General features: G+C 44.4%; 11 protein-coding genes, 1 tRNA gene and 3 rRNA genes. 11 read left to right on the forward strand and 4 right to left on the reverse strand.

The window, feature by feature from the left end; all coding sequences use genetic code 11:
- Nucleotides 1–148: 148 nt before the first annotated feature.
- The 4 genes from csrA (at nucleotide 149) to mutS (ending at nucleotide 5479) form a co-directional block, all read left to right on the forward strand.
- Nucleotides 149–331 carry a carbon storage regulator CsrA gene (gene csrA / locus DYC50_RS01995; RefSeq protein WP_103854347.1) on the forward strand — a complete coding sequence of 61 codons (183 nt, stop codon included), beginning with the start codon at nucleotides 149–151 and terminating at the stop codon, nucleotides 329–331.
- A gap of 22 nt (nucleotides 332–353) precedes the next feature.
- Nucleotides 354–1718: a phosphohexomutase domain-containing protein gene (locus tag DYC50_RS02000; protein ID WP_115248793.1), complete on the forward strand. Its 1365-nt coding sequence runs from the start codon at nucleotides 354–356 to the stop codon at nucleotides 1716–1718.
- A gap of 156 nt (nucleotides 1719–1874) precedes the next feature.
- A complete protein-coding gene (gene galU / locus DYC50_RS02005; protein WP_115248794.1) occupies nucleotides 1875–2762 on the forward strand; it encodes a UTP--glucose-1-phosphate uridylyltransferase GalU in 888 nt (295 codons plus the stop codon).
- A gap of 131 nt (nucleotides 2763–2893) precedes the next feature.
- Nucleotides 2894–5479, forward strand: a complete 2586-nt coding sequence (mutS, locus tag DYC50_RS02010) for a DNA mismatch repair protein MutS (RefSeq protein ID WP_115248795.1) — start codon at nucleotides 2894–2896, stop codon at nucleotides 5477–5479.
- A gap of 45 nt (nucleotides 5480–5524) precedes the next feature.
- Here mutS and ruvX read toward each other — a convergent pair whose 3' ends face one another.
- From ruvX to rsmE, 3 genes are read right to left on the reverse strand one after another with little or no spacing between them, the layout of a single operon-like run.
- Complete coding sequence (gene ruvX / locus DYC50_RS02015; protein ID WP_115248796.1) at nucleotides 5525–5956, reverse strand: Holliday junction resolvase RuvX; 432 nt, start codon at nucleotides 5954–5956, stop codon at nucleotides 5525–5527.
- Nucleotides 5956–6513, reverse strand: a complete 558-nt coding sequence (locus DYC50_RS02020; RefSeq protein WP_115248797.1) for a YqgE/AlgH family protein — start codon at nucleotides 6511–6513, stop codon at nucleotides 5956–5958. The genes ruvX and DYC50_RS02020 overlap by 1 nt, the downstream gene beginning before the upstream one ends.
- 24 nt (nucleotides 6514–6537) lie before the next feature.
- Entirely contained in the window at nucleotides 6538–7272 is a 735-nt protein-coding gene (rsmE, locus tag DYC50_RS02025) for a 16S rRNA (uracil(1498)-N(3))-methyltransferase (RefSeq protein ID WP_115248798.1), read from the reverse strand.
- A 571-nt stretch (nucleotides 7273–7843) separates the two neighbouring features.
- Between rsmE and DYC50_RS02030 the strand changes: the two genes are divergently transcribed.
- The 5 genes from DYC50_RS02030 to rrf all read left to right on the forward strand — a co-directional run bounded on the left by DYC50_RS02030 (nucleotide 7844) and on the right by rrf (nucleotide 14209).
- Entirely contained in the window at nucleotides 7844–8521 is a 678-nt protein-coding gene (locus DYC50_RS02030; RefSeq protein ID WP_115248799.1) for a TfoX/Sxy family DNA transformation protein, read from the forward strand.
- A gap of 323 nt (nucleotides 8522–8844) precedes the next feature.
- Nucleotides 8845–10385, forward strand: a 16S ribosomal RNA gene (locus DYC50_RS02035).
- A gap of 161 nt (nucleotides 10386–10546) precedes the next feature.
- Nucleotides 10547–10622, forward strand: a tRNA-Glu gene (locus DYC50_RS02040).
- A gap of 215 nt (nucleotides 10623–10837) precedes the next feature.
- Nucleotides 10838–13959 (forward strand): 23S ribosomal RNA (locus tag DYC50_RS02045).
- Between the two features lie 134 nt (nucleotides 13960–14093).
- A 5S ribosomal RNA gene (rrf, locus tag DYC50_RS02050) occupies nucleotides 14094–14209 on the forward strand.
- The 16S, 23S and 5S rRNA genes sit together here with 1 tRNA gene alongside, the layout of an rRNA operon.
- A 575-nt stretch (nucleotides 14210–14784) precedes the next feature.
- Here the strand turns inward: rrf and pnuC are convergent.
- Nucleotides 14785–15465 carry a nicotinamide riboside transporter PnuC gene (gene pnuC / locus DYC50_RS02055; RefSeq protein WP_115248800.1) on the reverse strand — a complete coding sequence of 227 codons (681 nt, stop codon included), beginning with the start codon at nucleotides 15463–15465 and terminating at the stop codon, nucleotides 14785–14787.
- Nucleotides 15466–15711: 246 nt separating this feature from the next.
- On the opposite strand from pnuC, the gene rapA reads away from it, so the two are divergent.
- Both rapA and rluA read left to right on the forward strand, forming a co-directional pair.
- Entirely contained in the window at nucleotides 15712–18606 is a 2895-nt protein-coding gene (rapA, locus tag DYC50_RS02060) for an RNA polymerase-associated protein RapA (RefSeq protein WP_115248801.1), read from the forward strand.
- A complete protein-coding gene (rluA, locus tag DYC50_RS02065; RefSeq protein WP_103853678.1) occupies nucleotides 18606–19265 on the forward strand; it encodes a bifunctional tRNA pseudouridine(32) synthase/23S rRNA pseudouridine(746) synthase RluA in 660 nt (219 codons plus the stop codon). The genes rapA and rluA overlap by 1 nt, the downstream gene beginning before the upstream one ends.
- Nucleotides 19266–19333: the final 68 nt, after the last annotated feature.

A 19333-nucleotide genomic window follows, 5' to 3' on the forward strand; every position in this document is an offset into this window, starting at 1 on the left:
ATAAAAATTTTGTGCCGTAGCTCACAACTTTGCATTCCAGTCATCACGTTGTGAGCTTAAGTACGGTAATATTTAGGGGTGATGTACCCTTGGATATAAGGGGTAAATGATCGATAGGGATGTCGAATAAAGGAAATGAGGAGGTTGTATGCTAATCTTAACCAGAAAAGTTGGCGAAAGCTTACTCATTGGTGATGAGATTTCTATTACGATATTAAGTGTTCGTGGTAATCAGATCAAAGTGGGTGTGAATGCACCGAAAGAAGTGTCTGTCTATCGAGAAGAAATTTACCAACGTATTAGAGAAGCAAAAGATGAGCAATCATCTTAATTAAGAAAAGGAAGTGGATGTTATGGGTAAATTAACTTGTTTTAAAGCGTATGATATTCGTGGTCGCTTAGGCGATGAGCTTAATGTGGATATTGTTTATCGCATTGGTCGAGCCTTTGGACAGTTTTTAAAGCCCAAAACCATCGTTGTTGGTGGTGATGTGCGTTTAACCAGTAAAGAATTAAAAAGTGCCGTAACTAACGGTCTATTAGACTCTGGGGTAAACGTGATTGATTTGGGTGAAACGGGTACTGAAGAAGTTTACTTTGCCACCTCTTTCTTAAAAGCCGATGGCGGAATTGAAGTAACCGCAAGTCATAATCCGATGGATTACAATGGCTTAAAATTGGTGCGTGAGGGTTCACGTCCAATTAGTGCGGATACTGGGCTTGCTGATATTCAACGCTTAGCAGAGGAAAATAATTTTCCACCTGTTACGCAACGTGGTGAATATAAGCAACTTTCCGTATTAGGTGATTACGTTGAGCATTTATTATCTTATATCAATTTAGATAATTTAAAACCAATGAAATTGGTGATTAACTCAGGAAATGGCGCAGCAGGGCACGTTATTGATGCCATTGAAGCGCAATTCCGAGCAAAACGTGTGCCGGTGGAATTTATTAAAGTGCATAACAATCCAGATGGTACATTCCCAAATGGGATTCCAAACCCAATCTTGCACGAAAATCGTCAAGATACCATTGATGCGGTGCTAGCAAACAACGCAGATATGGGCATTGCCTTTGACGGTGATTTTGACCGCTGTTTCTTATTCGATGAAAATGGTAACTTTATTGAGGGTTACTACATTGTTGGGTTACTTGGTCAAGCTTTCTTGCAAAAAAATAAAGGGGCGAAAATCATTTATGATCCACGCTTAATTTGGAATACCGTTAAATTGGTGGAAGAAAATGGCGGTGAGGCAGTAATGTCAAAATCAGGCCACTCTTTCATTAAAGAAAAAATGCGTGCCGTTGATGCCATTTATGGTGGGGAAATGAGCGCACACCACTATTTCCGTGATTTCTTCTACTGCGACAGTGGAATGATCCCTTGGTTATTAGTGATGGAATTAGTTTGCACCACAGGCAAATCATTAGGCGAATTAGTTAATGAAAGTATTAATACTTTCCCATCTCCGGGCGAAATTAATAGTAAATTAACTGATGCCAAAGCGGCGATTGCCCGCGTTCGAGCAGCGTATGAAAAAGAGGCGATTTCAGTAGATGAAATTGATGGTATCAGTATTGAATATCCAAATTGGCGCTTCAATTTGCGTACATCAAACACTGAACCTGTGGTACGCTTAAATCTTGAAACGCGTGGCGATAAACAGTTAATGACTGAAAAAACCGAAGAAATTTTGGCATTATTACGTCAATAACTTAGCAAAAAACACCGCACTTTAAGGACAAGGTGCGGTGTGTTCTTTTCTCGGCTATCATTAGATAGCCATTTTCTTACCGTTTCACAATATTAAATAAAAGCTATAAAGTGCGGTAAGATTTTGAATCATTTTAATTAAATAGAAGGACACCGAATGAAAGTTGTTATTCCCGTAGCTGGATTAGGTACAAGAATGCTTCCAGCAACCAAAGCGATTCCAAAAGAAATGCTCACTCTCGTGGACAAGCCGCTAATTCAATATGTGGTGAGCGAATGTGTGGCTGCGGGAGTAAAAGAAATTGTATTAGTAACCCACTCTTCCAAAAATGCCATTGAAAACCACTTTGACACCTCTTTTGAATTGGAAACAATGTTGGAAAAACGGGTAAAACGTCAATTATTAGAAGAAGTGCGCTCTATTTGCCCGAAAGATGTTACCATTATGCACGTTCGTCAAGGCAACGCCAAAGGCTTAGGCCACGCAGTATTATGCGCCCGTCCATTGGTAGGTGATGCGCCTTTTGCGGTGGTGTTACCTGATGTGCTACTTACCGATTTCAGTGCGGATCAGCGTAAAGAAAACCTCGCAGCAATGATTAAACGCTTTAAAGAAACTAATGCCAGCCAAATCTTGGTTGAGCCAGTTTCTGAGCAAGACATCAGTAGTTATGGGATTGTCGATTGTGAAGGCGTGGAGTTTAACCCAGGTGAAAGTGCGAAGATTAAACGCATCGTAGAAAAACCAGCGGTGGAAGATGCGCCGTCTAACCTTGCTGTGGTGGGGCGCTATGTGTTCTCCGCAAGCATTTGGGATCTATTGGCAAAAACGCCAGTGGGCGTGGGCGATGAAATTCAGCTCACCGATGCCATTGATATGTTAATCGAAAAAGAAACCGTTGAGGCCTTTTATCAAACAGGCGGCAATTTCGATTGCGGGGACAAATTAGGCTATATGCAAGCCTTTGTAGAATATGGCATTAGACACCCTAAACTCGGCGATGAATTTGCTACATTTATTAAAAAATTAGCAAAAACGCTTTAGTTGCGAGTAAAAATGTAAAAAATTCTTACCGCACTTAAATGTAAGAAATAGCGTTGTCCATACAACGCTATTTTTGTTTCGTAAAAATACGAGTAAGATAGGCAGTATTCAAGATTAATTTAGGCAAGATAATGAATTTAGACGATAAAAATAGCCAACATACTCCAATGATGCAGCAGTACCTTCGATTGAAAGCAGAAAATCCAGAGATTTTGCTGTTTTATCGAATGGGGGATTTTTATGAATTATTTTATGATGATGCAAAAAAAGCGGCGGCATTGTTGGATATTTCCTTGACTAAACGTGGCCAGTCGGCAGGGCAGCCTATTCCTATGGCAGGCGTACCCTATCACGCGGTGGAGGGCTATTTAGCAAAATTAGTTCAGCTTGGCGAAAGTGTGGCGATTTGCGAGCAAGTGGGCGATCCTGCCACGGCAAAAGGGCCGGTGGAACGCCAGATTGTGCGCATTGTTACCCCCGGAACAATCAGTGATGAAGCCTTGTTGCCTGAACGTCAGGATAATTTGATTGCCGCTGTTTATCAGGAAAAAGACAAATTTGGCTTGGCAACTTTAGATATGGCATCGGGGCGTTTTCAGTTGAGTGAGCCAGCCAGTAAAGAGAGTTTACAGGCGGAATTACAGCGTATTCAGCCTGTGGAATTGCTTTATTGTGAAGATTTTGAAGATCGTTATTTAATTGAAAATGCAAAGGGCTTACGCCGCCGTCCCATTTGGGAATTTGAATTAAAAACCGCCATTGAGCAGCTTAATCGTCAATTTGGTACGCAAGATTTGCGCGCCTTTGGGGTAGAAAAATCCCCGCTTGGGCTTTGCGCCGCAGGCTGTTTATTACAATACGCCAAGGAAACTCAGCGCACCGCGTTGCCCCATATTCAAAGCATCAGCTTGGTACAAAATAATGAGAATATTCAATTAGATGCTGCCACAAGACGAAATTTAGAACTCACCCAAAATTTAGCAGGTGGCACAGAGCATACCCTTGCTTCCGTGTTGGATAAATGCGTTACTCCAATGGGGAGCCGTTTGCTGAAACGTTGGATTCACCAACCGATTCGCGATCGTGAAAAATTAACCTTACGCCAACAAACCATTAGTCAAATTTTGCAGCAGGATTTAGTGGCAGAATTTCAACCGCACTTGCAACAAGTGGGGGATATGGAGCGCATTTTAGCGCGCGTGGCATTACGTTCAGCGCGTCCACGGGATCTCACCCGTTTACGCACCGCGCTCGCACAAATTCCTGCGATTCAACATTATCTTAATCAACAACATTGCCCGCAATTTTCTGCATTTTCTCAACAAATTGCCGATTTTTCAGCACAGTTAGATCTATTAGAACGAGCGATTATTGAAAATCCCCCTTTGTTGATTCGTGATGGTGGCGTGATTGCAGAAGGCTTTAACGCAGAACTTGATGAATGGCGCTCCCTTTCAGACGGCGCAACCCGTTATTTGGAAGAGCTAGAGCAACGAGAGAGAGAAACCACAGGCATTGATAGCCTGAAAATTGGCTTTAATGCGGTACACGGCTATTATATTCAGATCCCACAAGGGCAAGCGCACAAAGCGCCTATTCATTATGTTCGCCGCCAAACCCTAAAAAATGCGGAACGTTACATTATTCCTGAATTAAAAACCTATGAAGATAAAGTGCTGAAAGCCAAAGGTGCGGCGTTAGCGCTGGAAAAGCAACTTTATGAAGAAATTTTCGATGAATTATTACCGTACTTAGGCGCATTACAGCTGGCAAGCCTTGCTTTGGCAGAATTAGATGTGCTAACCAACTTGGCGGAACGGGCAGAAACCCTAAACTATGTTGCGCCAACCTTTAGCGATGAAATTGGCGTAGATATTCAAAACGGCCGCCACCCTGTGGTGGAACAGGTGTCCAAAAACCCGTTTATTGCTAATCCAGTGAAATTAAGTGCCGATCGCCATTTATTAATTATAACCGGCCCGAATATGGGGGGAAAAAGCACCTATATGCGTCAAACTGCATTGATCACGCTAATGGCCTATATAGGATCTTTTGTGCCAGCAGAAAGTGCTATGATCGGCCCGATCGATCGCATTTTCACGCGTATTGGTGCATCAGATGATCTGGCTTCAGGGCGTTCAACCTTTATGGTAGAAATGACAGAAATGGCGAATATTTTGCATCAAGCCACCGCAAACAGTTTAGTGCTTATCGATGAAATTGGGCGCGGCACGTCCACCTATGACGGGCTTTCCCTTGCTTGGGCTTGTGCAGAATGGCTTGCGCAAAAAGTACGCGCACTTACCTTATTTGCCACGCATTATTTTGAGCTGACTGTTTTGCCTGAGCAGTTAAAGGGCATTGCCAACGTGCATTTAGATGCGGTGGAACACAACGACACCATCGCCTTTATGCACGCGGTGCAAGAAGGCGCGGCAAGTAAAAGTTACGGCTTGGCAGTGGCTGCACTGGCTGGCGTTCCGCAATCGGTGATTAAACTCGCTAAACAAAAACTGGCGCAGTTAGAAAAATTCTCCCAACAAAATAATCAGTTAAATTCGGAAGCCGTGCAACAACAGGGGCAAGGCGAGCTGTTGTTAATGGAAGAAAACGAGCAGAAAGATGCGCTATGGCAGATGATTGAAAATCTTGATCCTGATGAAATGAGTCCAAAACAGGCGCTGGCCTATTTGTATGAGCTAAAGAAAATACGATAAATGAAAAAGTGCGGTAAAAAATTCACCAAATTTATACCGCACTTTTTATTTCTCAAGCGCTTGTGTTGGATTTTCAAACCAACTTTCTAAAATAATGCAGGCAGAAATGCTGTCCACCTTGCCTTTTTCAAGCGCTTTAAAGCCACCACGTTGGAAAATCTCGGCACGCGCTTCCGTGGTGGTAAGGCGTTCGTCTTGTAAGGTTACAGTTACGCCAAATCGTCCGTGTAAGCGATTGGCGAATTTTCTGGCGCGTTGGGTGAGCGGCTGTTCTGTGCCGTCCATATTTAAGGGTAAGCCGACCACCACAATGTTAGGCTTCCATTCCGTTAGGCATTTTTCGATAGCCACCCAATTTGGAATGCCGTCTTGTGCTTTAAACGCAGGCAAAGGCTGGGCAGAGCCAGTGATACTTTGCCCTACGGCACAGCCAATACTTTTCGTACCGAAATCAAACGCAAGGGCGGTGATGCTCATTAACTATGCCCTACTTGATGGGTAAAATTGTGCTGTTCGATGCCTAATAATTGATTTGCCGCTGCCCAGCGTTCAAGAGGTGGCACATCAAACAAAATATGTTCATTAGCAGGCACAACCAGCCAGTCATTGTAAGCAATTTCTGTTTCTAATTGTTTCGCTGACCAGCTTGCACAACCAAGGGCAACAAGATATTTTTCGGGTTGAATTGGCGTACCAAAGGTTTCGATGACATCAGGCGAAACCGTCAGCCATAGGTTATCCGCCACTTTTGTACTGGTCATAAAACGTTCTTGATTATCTGTATGCAGAATAAAGCCACGTTCTAAGTGTGTTGGGCCACCGGCTAGCACCAATTGATTGGGATAACGGCGATTATCCGCCATCATAAAATTCATTTTCAGTGAGAGTTCCGCAATGCTCAGATCGGTAGGCTGAGTTAGCACCAATCCCATTGCGCCTTGCTCGCTATGCTCGCAAATATACACCACGGAACGATAAAAATGATCGTCTTCCAAATGGGGCATTGCGATTAAAAAATGGTTTTGTAATTGCATATTTTCTTTCCTAAATTCAAGGGGTTAGGCTAAATCCCCAAAACAAACCTGTAATGCGGTGATTGCGCTTAACGCCGCTGTTTCTGTGCGTAACACACGTTTGCCAAGCAACACTTCGGTGAAACCTTGTTGCTCCGTTTGCGCAATTTCCTGCGGCGACAAGCCACCTTCTGAACCAATGAGTAAGCGCACCCCTTCAGGCGGCATTGTGGGCAAGGTGCGAATGGAATATTTCGCGCGTGGGTGCAAATTCAGCTTTAACATACCGTCTTGCTCTGCACACCATTCTTCTAATTTCATCATTGGACGGATTTCTGGGATCACATTTCGCCCGCACTGCTCACAAGCGGAAATCGCAATTTTCTGCCATTGCTGAATTTTTTTCGCCATACGTTCCGCATCGAGCTTTACCCCACAGCGTTCCGACCACAACGGCGTGATCACCTTTACCCCAAGCTCCACGGATTTTTGAATAGTAAATTCCATTTTCTCACCACGGGACATCACCTGCCCAAGATGAATGTGCAGCGGACTTTCCCGATCATCAAACTGACGATCTAAAATCTCCACGCCCACCGCTTTTTTGCTCACTTGTGTAATCACCGAAGGGTAAATATGGTTACTGCCATCAAATAATTCAAGGTGATCGCCTACTTGCATCCGCAACACCCGCCCAACGTGATTCGCCGCTTCTTCTGTTAACTCACATTGCGTACTATCGCGTAGAGAAATAGGATGATAAATTCTGGGAATTCGCATTTTTTCTTACTGTTAATTAAGGTTTGTCTATCATATCAGAAATTGAGGTGATAGGCGGTGATTGTTTTTACAAAAGTGATTTGCACCCTAAATCCTATACATCTAGGAAGTTAAATATTGAGTTCTGTATTGCGCAGAGCTCAAGTTATTTAATGCGGGTTTAATCTGTCGTTATAATAGCGAATACTTATGCGGGTCATACAGACACTTGATAAAGACAACCTTGGTCGTTGTGGATAATTGGTACTGTGCTAAAAGCTTGCTTAGATAAGGCTTTGTTAACTTTTGGCGATCAGACCAAAGTGCGGTAGTTTTTACTGTACTTTTTATTAAAGTAGAAAAATTACCCGCCATTTTTAGCGGTGAAATTCTTACAGTTTGCCATATTTCATAGGCAATTAATCAATTTTGAAGGGAAAATAATTTCTTTTTACGATCTAAATCACAGAAACTAAAATTAGTCGTAAATTCTTATCAATATTTCAGATGGAGTGTGATATAAAATCTTTACACGGAATCGTTAAAGCATCTCGTTATTTTTTGTGACTAAGGAAACCATAAGGAGATTTGTATGAGTATCACATATGACGCTACTTTAGAAATCAGAAGAGAACTTGCGGCACTAATCGGGGAGGTGAGAGCTAAAAGCCTGTTTACTGGCTATGGTCTTTTTTATAAAAACATTATGTTTGGTATATATCAAAATTCACGTTTTTATTTAAGAGCAGTAGATTCTTTGGCTGAACATTTAATAAAACTGGGGGCAGTGCCTTATGTGGTTGACGCAGAAAATCCTGATCTTAAGATTTCTCAGTATTATCGCTTACCTGAATCGGTTCTTGAGAATAAAATTGAATATCGCTTTTTAGTGCTTTTTTCTATTAAACAAGTTGCAGATAAGTTGAAGGAGTCGCAATTACGGAAGAAAACTCGTATCAAAGAATTGCCAAACCTTTCCATTAAACACGAAAAACTTCTTTATAAAATCAATGTGCTTAATGTAGATACATTGATTAGATTTGGTGCTGAGGTGTGCTATGTTGAACTGCGTAAGAGCGAAGCTTCTGTAAATTTGGAGTTCTTTTGGAATCTCACAGCCGCCTTGTTAAATAAAAATGTACTGTTGCTTACTGATAAAGAAAGGGAGAATGCTATCGTTAGGTTAAATAAAGCCTTGAAGGTTGAGGGAATGCGTGAAATATCTCAGAAGGAAATTGATAGATCAATTGTAAGATTAAAAAATAGCTAGTTTTTGGCAGTAAAATAGGCGTGTTGATAGGTTTTTAGTCAAATGCTAAAAAAATTGAAATTTTTTGCAAAAAAAGGGTTGCAAAGATTTTTCAGATGCCTATAATACACCGCACACAACGACGCGACGTTGTAGAAAAATGAAAATACACATCGCGTCGTTGTTTTTTGCTCTTTAACAATCAATCAGACAATCTGTGTGGGCACTTGTTGATTCTGGAAAAAATTTAAAAGATTTAGAAACAATTAGTGCTTAACTGAAATTCATAGTGATTTTATAAATGAAATCACAGAGCTTTGTTAGTGTACGAATTGAGAAAGATTAAACTGAAGAGTTTGATCATGGCTCAGATTGAACGCTGGCGGCAGGCTTAACACATGCAAGTCGAACGGTAACGGGTTGAAAGCTTGCTTTCGACGCTGACGAGTGGCGGACGGGTGAGTAATGCTTGGGAATCTGGCTTATGGAGGGGGATAACCATTGGAAACGATGGCTAATACCGCATAGTATCGAAAGATTAAAGGGTGGGACGTTTAGCCACCTGCCATAAGATGAGCCCAAGTGGGATTAGGTAGTTGGTGGGGTAAAGGCCTACCAAGCCTGCGATCTCTAGCTGGTCTGAGAGGATGGCCAGCCACACTGGGACTGAGACACGGCCCAGACTCCTACGGGAGGCAGCAGTGGGGAATATTGCGCAATGGGGGGAACCCTGACGCAGCCATGCCGCGTGAATGAAGAAGGCCTTCGGGTTGTAAAGTTCTTTCGGTGGTGAGGAAGGTTGGAGCGTTAATAGCGTTCTGATTTGACGTTAGCCACAGAAGAAGCACCGGCTAACTCCGTGCCAGCAGCCGCGGTAATACGGAGGGTGCGAGCGTTAATCGGAATAACTGGGCGTAAAGGGCACGCAGGCGGTGACTTAAGTGAGATGTGAAAGCCCCGAGCTTAACTTGGGAATAGCATTTCAGACTGGGTTACTAGAGTACTTTAGGGAGGGGTAGAATTCCACGTGTAGCGGTGAAATGCGTAGAGATGTGGAGGAATACCGAAGGCGAAGGCAGCCCCTTGGGGAGATACTGACGCTCATGTGCGAAAGCGTGGGGAGCAAACAGGATTAGATACCCTGGTAGTCCACGCTGTAAACGCTGTCGATTTGGGGATTGGGCTTTAGGCTTGGTGCCCGTAGCTAACGTGATAAATCGACCGCCTGGGGAGTACGGCCGCAAGGTTAAAACTCAAATGAATTGACGGGGGCCCGCACAAGCGGTGGAGCATGTGGTTTAATTCGATGCAACGCGAAGAACCTTACCTACTCTTGACATCCTAAGAATCCTGTAGAGATACGGGAGTGCCTTCGGGAGCTTAGAGACAGGTGCTGCATGGCTGTCGTCAGCTCGTGTTGTGAAATGTTGGGTTAAGTCCCGCAACGAGCGCAACCCTTATCCTTTGTTGCCAGCACTTCGGGTGGGAACTCAAAGGAGACTGCCAGTGATAAACTGGAGGAAGGTGGGGATGACGTCAAGTCATCATGGCCCTTACGAGTAGGGCTACACACGTGCTACAATGGTGCATACAGAGGGAAGCGAGCCTGCGAGGGTGAGCGAATCTCAGAAAGTGCATCTAAGTCCGGATTGGAGTCTGCAACTCGACTCCATGAAGTCGGAATCGCTAGTAATCGCGAATCAGAATGTCGCGGTGAATACGTTCCCGGGCCTTGTACACACCGCCCGTCACACCATGGGAGTGGGTTGTACCAGAAGTAGATAGCTTAACCGCAAGGGGGGCGTTTACCACGGTATGATTCATGACTGGGGTGAAGTCGTAACAAGGTAACCGTAGGGGAACCTGCGGTTGGATCACCTCCTTACCTAATAGAATAGATGAGTGCTCACACAGATTGTCATGATGGTTGTTAGACAATAAGAAGCAAAGAAAGGAATGGTGATGGTGTTGAAGAAACTAGCGATATGAGAAAATGGCTTAAAATCACACCGCACTTTAGTAAAGCAGAGAGACGCTTTCTATGTTGTCCCCTTCGTCTAGAGGCCTAGGACATCGCCCTTTCACGGCGGTAACAGGGGTTCGAATCCCCTAGGGGACGCCATAGAAAGCGAATTTTTCGCGATTTGCTCTTTAACAATGTAAAAACAAGCTGAAAAACTGAAGAGACTTTCAAGCTAATGAGGAAGCGGGATAAAAACTGCTTTTTGATTAAATTGAAAAAGTCTGAGTAAAAGACTTACTTGAACAAAAGCAAGTAAGCGTTCTCAACGAGAATGAAGACACTTCAGGGAAAGAATAAAATCCTTGAGGTTGTATAGTTAAGTGAGAAAGCGTACAGGGCGGATGCCTTGGCAATCAGAGGCGATGAAGGACGTGCTAATCTGCGAAAAGCGTGGGTGAGTTGATAAGAAGCGTTTAACCCACGATGTCCGAATGGGGAAACCCGATAGGCGAAGAGCCTATCATTGCGAGGTGAATAAAATAGCCTCGTAAGGCGAACCGGGAGAACTGAAACATCTAAGTACCCCGAGGAAAAGAAATCAACCGAGATTCTGTGAGTAGCGGCGAGCGAAAGCGGAGGAGCCAGTAAGTAATAGCAGCAGAGATAGAGGAATTGTCTGGGAAGGCAAGCGACACAGGGTGATAGCCCCGTACTTAAAATCCAGGCTGTGGTACTAAGCTTACGAGAAGTAGGGCGGGACACGAGGAATCCTGTTTGAAGATGGGGGGACCATCCTCCAAGGCTAAATACTCCTGATTGACCGATAGTGAACCAGTACTGTGAAGGAAAGGCGAAAAGAACCCCGGTGAGGGGAGTGAAATAGAACCTGAAACCCTGTACGTACAAGCAGTGGGAGCCCCATCACTCAAACACATTGAGTGGTGGAAGAGGCAAAAAGCACCAAAAATAACACCGCACTTTAAAGTGTAGGGTACGACTAGCGAAGCGAGTCAAACCCAAAAATAGCAGTGTGATTGAGTGATGGGGTGACTGCGTACCTTTTGTATAATGGGTCAGCGACTTATATTTTGTAGCGAGGTTAACTGAATAAGGGAGCCGAAGGGAAACCGAGTCTTAACTGGGCGTTGAGTTGCAAGGTATAGACCCGAAACCCGGTGATCTAGCCATGGGCAGGTTGAAGGTTGGGTAACACTAACTGGAGGACCGAACCGACTAATGTTGAAAAATTAGCGGATGACCTGTGGCTGGGGGTGAAAGGCCAATCAAACCGGGAGATAGCTGGTTCTCCCCGAAATCTATTTAGGTAGAGCCTTGAGCGGACACCTTTGGGGGTAGAGCACTGTTTCGGCTAGGGGCCCATCCCGGGTTACCAAACCGATGCAAACTCCGAATACCGAAGAGTGATACTCAGGAGACACACGGCGGGTGCTAACGTCCGTCGTGGAGAGGGAAACAACCCAGACCGCCAGCTAAGGTCCCAAAATCTATATTAAGTGGGAAACGAAGTGGGAAGGCTTAGACAGCTAGGATGTTGGCTTAGAAGCAGCCATCATTTAAAGAAAGCGTAATAGCTCACTAGTCGAGTCGGCCTGCGCGGAAGATGTAACGGGGCTAAAATATAGTACCGAAGCTGCGGCATCAGGCGTATCACTAATACGCCTTAACGATTAACCACTTGCGAAGCAAGTGGGTAAAGCGAAAAACACGTTGAGTGTAATGGCAAAGAATCGAAGAGGGATATTAGTGATACGCCTGTTGGGTAGGGGAGCGTTGTGTAAGCGGAAGAAGGTGAATTGAGAGGTTTGCTGGACGTATCACAAGTGCGAATGCTGACATAAGTAACGATAAAACGGGTGAAAAACCCGTTCGCCGGAAGACCAAGGGTTCCTGTCCAACGTTAATCGGGGCAGGGTGAGTCGGCCCCTAAGGCGAGGCTGAAAAGCGTAGTCGATGGGAAACGGGTTAATATTCCCGTACTTGGATAAACTGCGATGTGGGGACGGAGAAGGTTAGGTTATCGACCTGTTGGAAATGGTCGTTTAAGTTGGTAGGTGGGTGAGTTAGGCAAATCCGGCTCACCGTTAACACTGAGAGATGATGACGAGGCACTAAGGTGCTGAAGTAATTGATACCACACTTCCAGGAAAAGCCACTAAGCTTCAGGTTTATCTAAACCGTACTGAAAACCGACACAGGTGGTCAGGTAGAGAATACTCAGGCGCTTGAGAGAACTCGGGTGAAGGAACTAGGCAAAATAGCACCGTAACTTCGGGAGAAGGTGCGCTGGCGTAGTGTGAAGTTCTTTACGGATGGAGCATGAACCAGTCGAAGATACCAGCTGGCTGCAACTGTTTATTAAAAACACAGCACTCTGCAAACACGAAAGTGGACGTATAGGGTGTGATGCCTGCCCGGTGCTGGAAGGTTAATTGATGGTGTAATCGAAAGAGAAGCTCCTGATCGAAGCCCCAGTAAACGGCGGCCGTAACTATAACGGTCCTAAGGTAGCGAAATTCCTTGTCGGGTAAGTTCCGACCTGCACGAATGGCATAATGATGGCCAGGCTGTCTCCACCCGAGACTCAGTGAAATTGAAATCGCCGTGAAGATGCGGTGTACCCGCGGCTAGACGGAAAGACCCCGTGAACCTTTACTATAGCTTGACACTGAACCTTGAATTTTGATGTGTAGGATAGGTGGGAGACTATGAAGCGGTAACGCCAGTTATCGTGGAGTCGTTGTTGAAATACCACCCTTTAACGTTTGATGTTCTAACGAAGCGCCTGAAACGGGTGTTCGGACAGTGTCTGGTGGGTAGTTTGACTGGGGCGGTCTCCTCCCAAAGCGTAACGGAGGAGCACGAAGGTTTGCTAATGACGGTCGGACATCGTCAGGTTAGTGCAATGGTATAAGCAAGCTTAACTGCGAGACAGACAAGTCGAGCAGGTGCGAAAGCAGGTCATAGTGATCCGGTGGTTCTGAATGGAAGGGCCATCGCTCAACGGATAAAAGGTACTCCGGGGATAACAGGCTGATACCGCCCAAGAGTTCATATCGACGGCGGTGTTTGGCACCTCGATGTCGGCTCATCACATCCTGGGGCTGAAGTAGGTCCCAAGGGTATGGCTGTTCGCCATTTAAAGTGGTACGCGAGCTGGGTTTAGAACGTCGTGAGACAGTTCGGTCCCTATCTGCCGTGGGCGTTGGAGAATTGAGAGGGGCTGCTCCTAGTACGAGAGGACCGGAGTGGACGCATCACTGGTGTACCAGTTGTCTCGCCAGAGGCACAGCTGGGTAGCTAAATGCGGAAGAGATAAGTGCTGAAAGCATCTAAGCACGAAACTTGCCTTGAGATGAGTTCTCCCAGTCTATAAGACTGTAAGGGTTGTTTGAGACTAAGACGTAGATAGGCTGGGTGTGTAAGCGGTGTGAGCCGTTGAGCTAACCAGTACTAATTGCCCGAGAGGCTTAACTATACAACACTCAAGGGTTTTGGCTTGTTTTTGATTGGAAAGAAAGAGTAAGAATAAAGACAGTTAGTCGGATAATGGGATAGAAATAAGCGAAGTTATCGACTAAGATAAATAAAGTAAAGAATAGAAAGAATTATCTTGGCGGCGTTAGTGCAGTGGACCCACCTAATTCCATGCCGAACTTAGAAGTGAAACGCTGTAACGCCGATGGTAGTGTGGGGAATCCCCATGTGAGAGTAGGACACCGCCAGGTTTTGAATAAAAGAAGAACGCCATTGAGGAAACTCAGTGGCGTTTTTTTGTTTTTGTTATTATGATTTAGTTGATTTTATAAATTGCATGGCTTCCTCTTCACTTATTTTTTGGTAATCATCGAAATCGCTCATTAAAATCTTACCAGGCTAGAATAGACTAAATCTATCCACAACACATAACCATCAAAAAATCTGATAAAAAACCACCGCACTTTTACCCATCTAACATCTCATCTATTCGCGTTATTATTAACGTGTTGAGCAAAGCAATGAATTTATTCCTTGAGCCTTTTAGAATTGGGAATCTCACAATCATTTAACCCCGTGTAAATTGCCTTCATTTCAATAAAATTTTTAGAAAAGTAACGCCTAAAGGCAGTGTAGCGAGTATGGGCTTGCTTTTCCTAAAGAAAATTTTATTAGCCAGTAGATATAGTCTGGAGGGCTGGATTAAATTTTAAAGTGCGGTGAAAATGTTTGAATTTTTAGTATATAGAGAAAAAGGACTGAACCTGTGCAATGCAGAATTCAGTCCTTTTAAGTTAGATTAACAGTTCAAAGTGCGGTCTATTTTTTACGAATTTTTCGCTAACTTCGACCAGTTGTAATAGCCGTATAAGGAGTTAAGCAAATAAGCGCCGAACATTAAATACATTGCTGGGGTGTCAGCCCAGAGAATGATAGAAAGGATATTGATGATAATCCATAAGATCCACTGTTCGCTATAACGCAAAATCATCAATAATTGTGCGGCAATAACCAGCACCGTGGTGACGCCATCTAAGCCAATGGAATTGCCGTCTGTCGTTTTTAAAATGCTGATAAAGGCAATAGAACCCAGTACCACAAGGCTGATTAGGGTGACCCAGCCTTTTACCGTCAGGAATTTAGCGATTACCGTTTCGCTTTGTTCTGCGCTGTTACGCATATTTTCTTTCCATAAGAAATAACCGATAAATTGCGCAGGAATATAAACATAAAGGGTCGTGGTCATTTCGCCATAAAACTTGTTGTCTAACGACACATAGAAATAGCTATAAGCAAAAATCAAACCGAAGAAATAGTTACTGATTTTTCCTTTGCCCACAAACACCACGCATAAGATACCTGAAATCCCTGCGAGCGCCTCGAGCCAAGACACGGGCGATTGTGCATAGGCGTAAAGCTGTGCAGCAATAAATAAGAAAAGCCAGACAACTTCAAAAGGTTTCCAGCCACCAAAAAATTCATTTTTAAGAGTTTGAGAAAAACGCATAGCATTATCCTTAATAAGTGAAATAAAAACCTTGCGATTTTTGCACCGCACTTTTTAAAAGTCAAGGATAGGCTACATTTTTCTTTTTATTCTGTGATTGATGTTGTGTTTTTGTTGTATATATTTTCATTTCTTTTTCACTGTAAGATCGTTAAAATAGCCGCCCTTTTTCGTAATAAAATCTTCGTTAAATGGCTTGTTATCAGCATACGCCATTTAGCTATAACAATAATAAGAGTAAATTTTATGTCCTTTATAGTTGGTCAGCGTTGGATTAGTGAAAGTGAAAATGATCTTGGCTTGGGCGTGGTTGCAGAAGTCAATCACCGTACGGTGACGCTAAACTTTCCTGCCGCCGAAGAAATTCGTATTTATGCTTTAGATAATGCCCCATTAGTGCGCGTGGTTTTTCAAGTGGGTGATGAAATTCGTCACAAAGAGGGCTGGCAGGGCAAGGTGCTTGAAGTGTTAGATCATAATGGGCTGGCGTTCTATTTGGTACAAAAAGAAGATGGGCAAGAAACCCTATTGCAAGAAGCCGATCTCAGTGCACAAATTGCCTTTAGTAAGCCGCAAGAGCGTTTATTCGCGGGGCAGATCGATCGCGCAAGTCAATTCGTGCTGCGTTATCGCGCCTTACAACAATGCCAAGCGCAGTATCAATCACCATTGCGTGGATTACGCGGCATTCGCGGTGGGTTAATTCCCCATCAATTGCATATTGCCAAAGAAGTGGGGCAACGCATTGCGCCGCGAGTGTTGTTAGCTGACGAAGTGGGGCTGGGCAAAACCATTGAAGCAGGAATGATCTTGCAGCAACAGCTGTTTGCCGAAAAGGTCGATCGCGTGCTTATTATCGTGCCTGAAACCTTGCAACATCAATGGCTTGTGGAAATGCTACGCCGCTTTAATTTACATTTTTCCCTTTTTGATGAAGAACGTTGCGCTGATTTTGATGGCCTTGACGGTGGCGTGGCAGCCAATCCGTTTAAAACAGAATCCTTAATTATTTGCGCCCTAGATTGGCTGGTGCAAAAGCCTAAACGCGCTGAACAGCTGATGAATGCGGAATTTGATTTATTGATTGTCGATGAAGCGCATCATCTTGAATGGTCGGAACAAGCGCCAAGTTTGGCTTATCAAATTGTCGAGCAGTTGGCGAGCCATATTCCTGCCGTGTTATTGCTGACGGCAACCCCTGAACAATTAGGGCAAGAAAGCCATTTCGCACGCTTAAAATTGCTCGATCCCGATCGTTTTTATAATTACAGCGCTTTTGTGCAAGAACAGCAGCATTATCAACCAGTGGCTGAAGCCGTGAACGGATTGTTGAGCGAGCAGCCATTAAGCACGCAAGAAGAAAAACATTTAGCGGAATTGTTGTCTGATCAAGATATTAGCGGATTATTAGAGGATCTTCATCATAGCGAGAAAAAAGCGCAAGCGCGTGAAACCTTAGTGGAAAATCTGCTCGATCGCCACGGCACCAGTCGTGTGTTATTTCGTAATACCCGCCAAGGCGTGAAAGGCTTCCCGCTGCGTCATTATCACGAAATCACCTTGCTAATGCCAAAGCAATATCGCAATGCGATTGGCGTGCTGAAAATGCTTGGCGAAGTGAAAACCAGCGATTTATTTTACCCCGAGCAGATCTTCCAGAAAATGAACCCTGATGCCGCGTGGTGGGATTTTGATCCGCGTGTGGAATGGCTGATCGACTTCTTACAATCTCACCGCGAAGAAAAAGTGTTGGTGATTTGTCATCAAGCCAAAACCGCCATTCAGCTAGAGAAAGCCTTACGCGAAAAAGAAGCCATTCGCAGCGCTGTGTTCCATCAAAATATGTCCATTGTGGAACGGGATAAAGCCGCGGCCTACTTTGCTCAACAGGAAGAGGGCGCGCAGGTGTTGCTCACGTCCAGCATTGGTTCAGAAGGGCGAAATTTCCAGTTTGCCCATCATTTGGTGCTGTTTAACTTGCCTGATAATCCTGATTTATTGGAACAGTGCATTGGACGCTTAGATCGCATTGGGCAAACGCAAGACATTGAAATTTACGCCCCTTGTTTTGCGGATAGTCCGCAAGTTCTGCTGGCAAAATGGTATCATCAAGGGCTAAACGCATTTGAAGAAACTTGCCCGATGGGCGCAACCTTGTTTGAAAAGTGCGGTGCAAAATTGCAAGATTTTTTACAGCATAATGAACAGAATGCGGCGTTTGATGAATTTGTCGCTCACACCCGAACTGAGCGTGATGCCTTAAAAGTGCAGCTTGATCAAGGTAGAGATCGCCTATTAGAAATTAATTCTAACGGTGGTGAACAAGCTCAAGCCTTGGCCGAAGCCATTGGCGGGCAAGATGGTTCAAGCGAGTTAATTAATTTCACCTTGAATTTGTTCGATATTATTGGTGTGGAGCAAGAAGATCTCGGCGAAAAGAGTATTGTTATTCACCCCACAGGCACAATGCTGGTGCCAGATTTCCCAGGCTTAAAAGAAGAAGGCTTAACGGTAACCTTTGATCGCAATTTAGCCGTGGCGCGTGAAGACGTTGAGTTTCTCACTTGGGATCACCCGATGATCCGCAACGGCATTGATTTGATTACTGATGGCGAGATTGGCAAAACTGCCGTATCATTGTTAATCAATAATGAATTGCCTGTGGGATCGCTGTGGCTGGAACTCATTTACATTGTGGAAGCCCAAGCACCACGCGGTTTGCAGCTCACTCGTTTCTTACCCCCAACGCCAGTGCGCTTATTAATTGACGGCAAAGGTCATAATTTGGCGGATAAAGTGGGCTTTGAACTGCTACAAAAACAGCTTAAACCAATGGCAAAACAAATGGCGAGCAAGGTAATCAAAATGTTGCGCGCCAATATTGAACAATTATTAAAAGCAGGTGAACGTCAAATTGGCGAACAAGCGCAAAGATTAATTGAACAAGCAGAGCAGCAAGCCGCGCAGCGTTTGGACAGTGAATTAACCCGCTTGCAGGCGTTAAAACAAGTGAATAAAACCATTCGCCAAGATGAAATTGACGCACTCAGTGCCGAGCGCGAGCAAATTTTACAACACTTGCACAAAGCCACTTGGCGCTTGGATAGCCTGCGTGTGATTATCAGCAATAAGAGTAAATAATGGCATTAATTGACTACAATCCCCCACGCGAACCTTGGTTAGATGTGATCTATCACGATAACCATATTTTATTGGTAAATAAGCCGAGCGGTTTGCTTTCCGTGCCGGGCAACCAACCGCAATATTACGACAGCGCAATGTCGCGCGTAAAAGAAAAATATGGCTTTTGCGAGCCGGCGCACCGTCTTGATATGGCAACCAGTGGGATTTTGCTGTTTGCAATGAGCAAGCTGGCAGATAAAGAACTCAAGCGTCAGTTTCGTGAGCGTGAGCCGAAGAAATCTTATCAGGCGCTTGTTTGGGGGCATTTAGCGCAAGATAGCGGCACGGTGAATTTGCCGCTGATTTGCGATTGGGAAAATCGTCCCAGACAGAAAATTTGTTTTGAACTGGGTAAAAGTGCGGTAACAAATTTTGAAATTTTAGAACGCCTGCCGAATAACAGCACAAGGGTAAAACTCACCCCAATTACAGGGCGTTCACACCAATTAAGGCTACATATGCTTGCCCTTGGTCACCCTATTTTAGGCGATAAGTTTTATGCGCACCCACAAGCGAAAGCGATGTCGCCACGTTTGTGTTTGCACGCACAATCCTTACAAATTCGCCACCCTTTAACGGGTGAAATAATGAATTTCACGGCAGATGTGCCGTTTTAATTCGTTCTAACCAATCACAGAAATAATGCGGAGAATTGGTGATTTAATGCTACAATTCTCCCCGATTC

Origin of the sequence: Avibacterium avium, assembly GCF_900454535.1 — a bacterium.
GTDB classification, from domain to species: domain Bacteria; phylum Pseudomonadota; class Gammaproteobacteria; order Enterobacterales; family Pasteurellaceae; genus Avibacterium; species Avibacterium avium.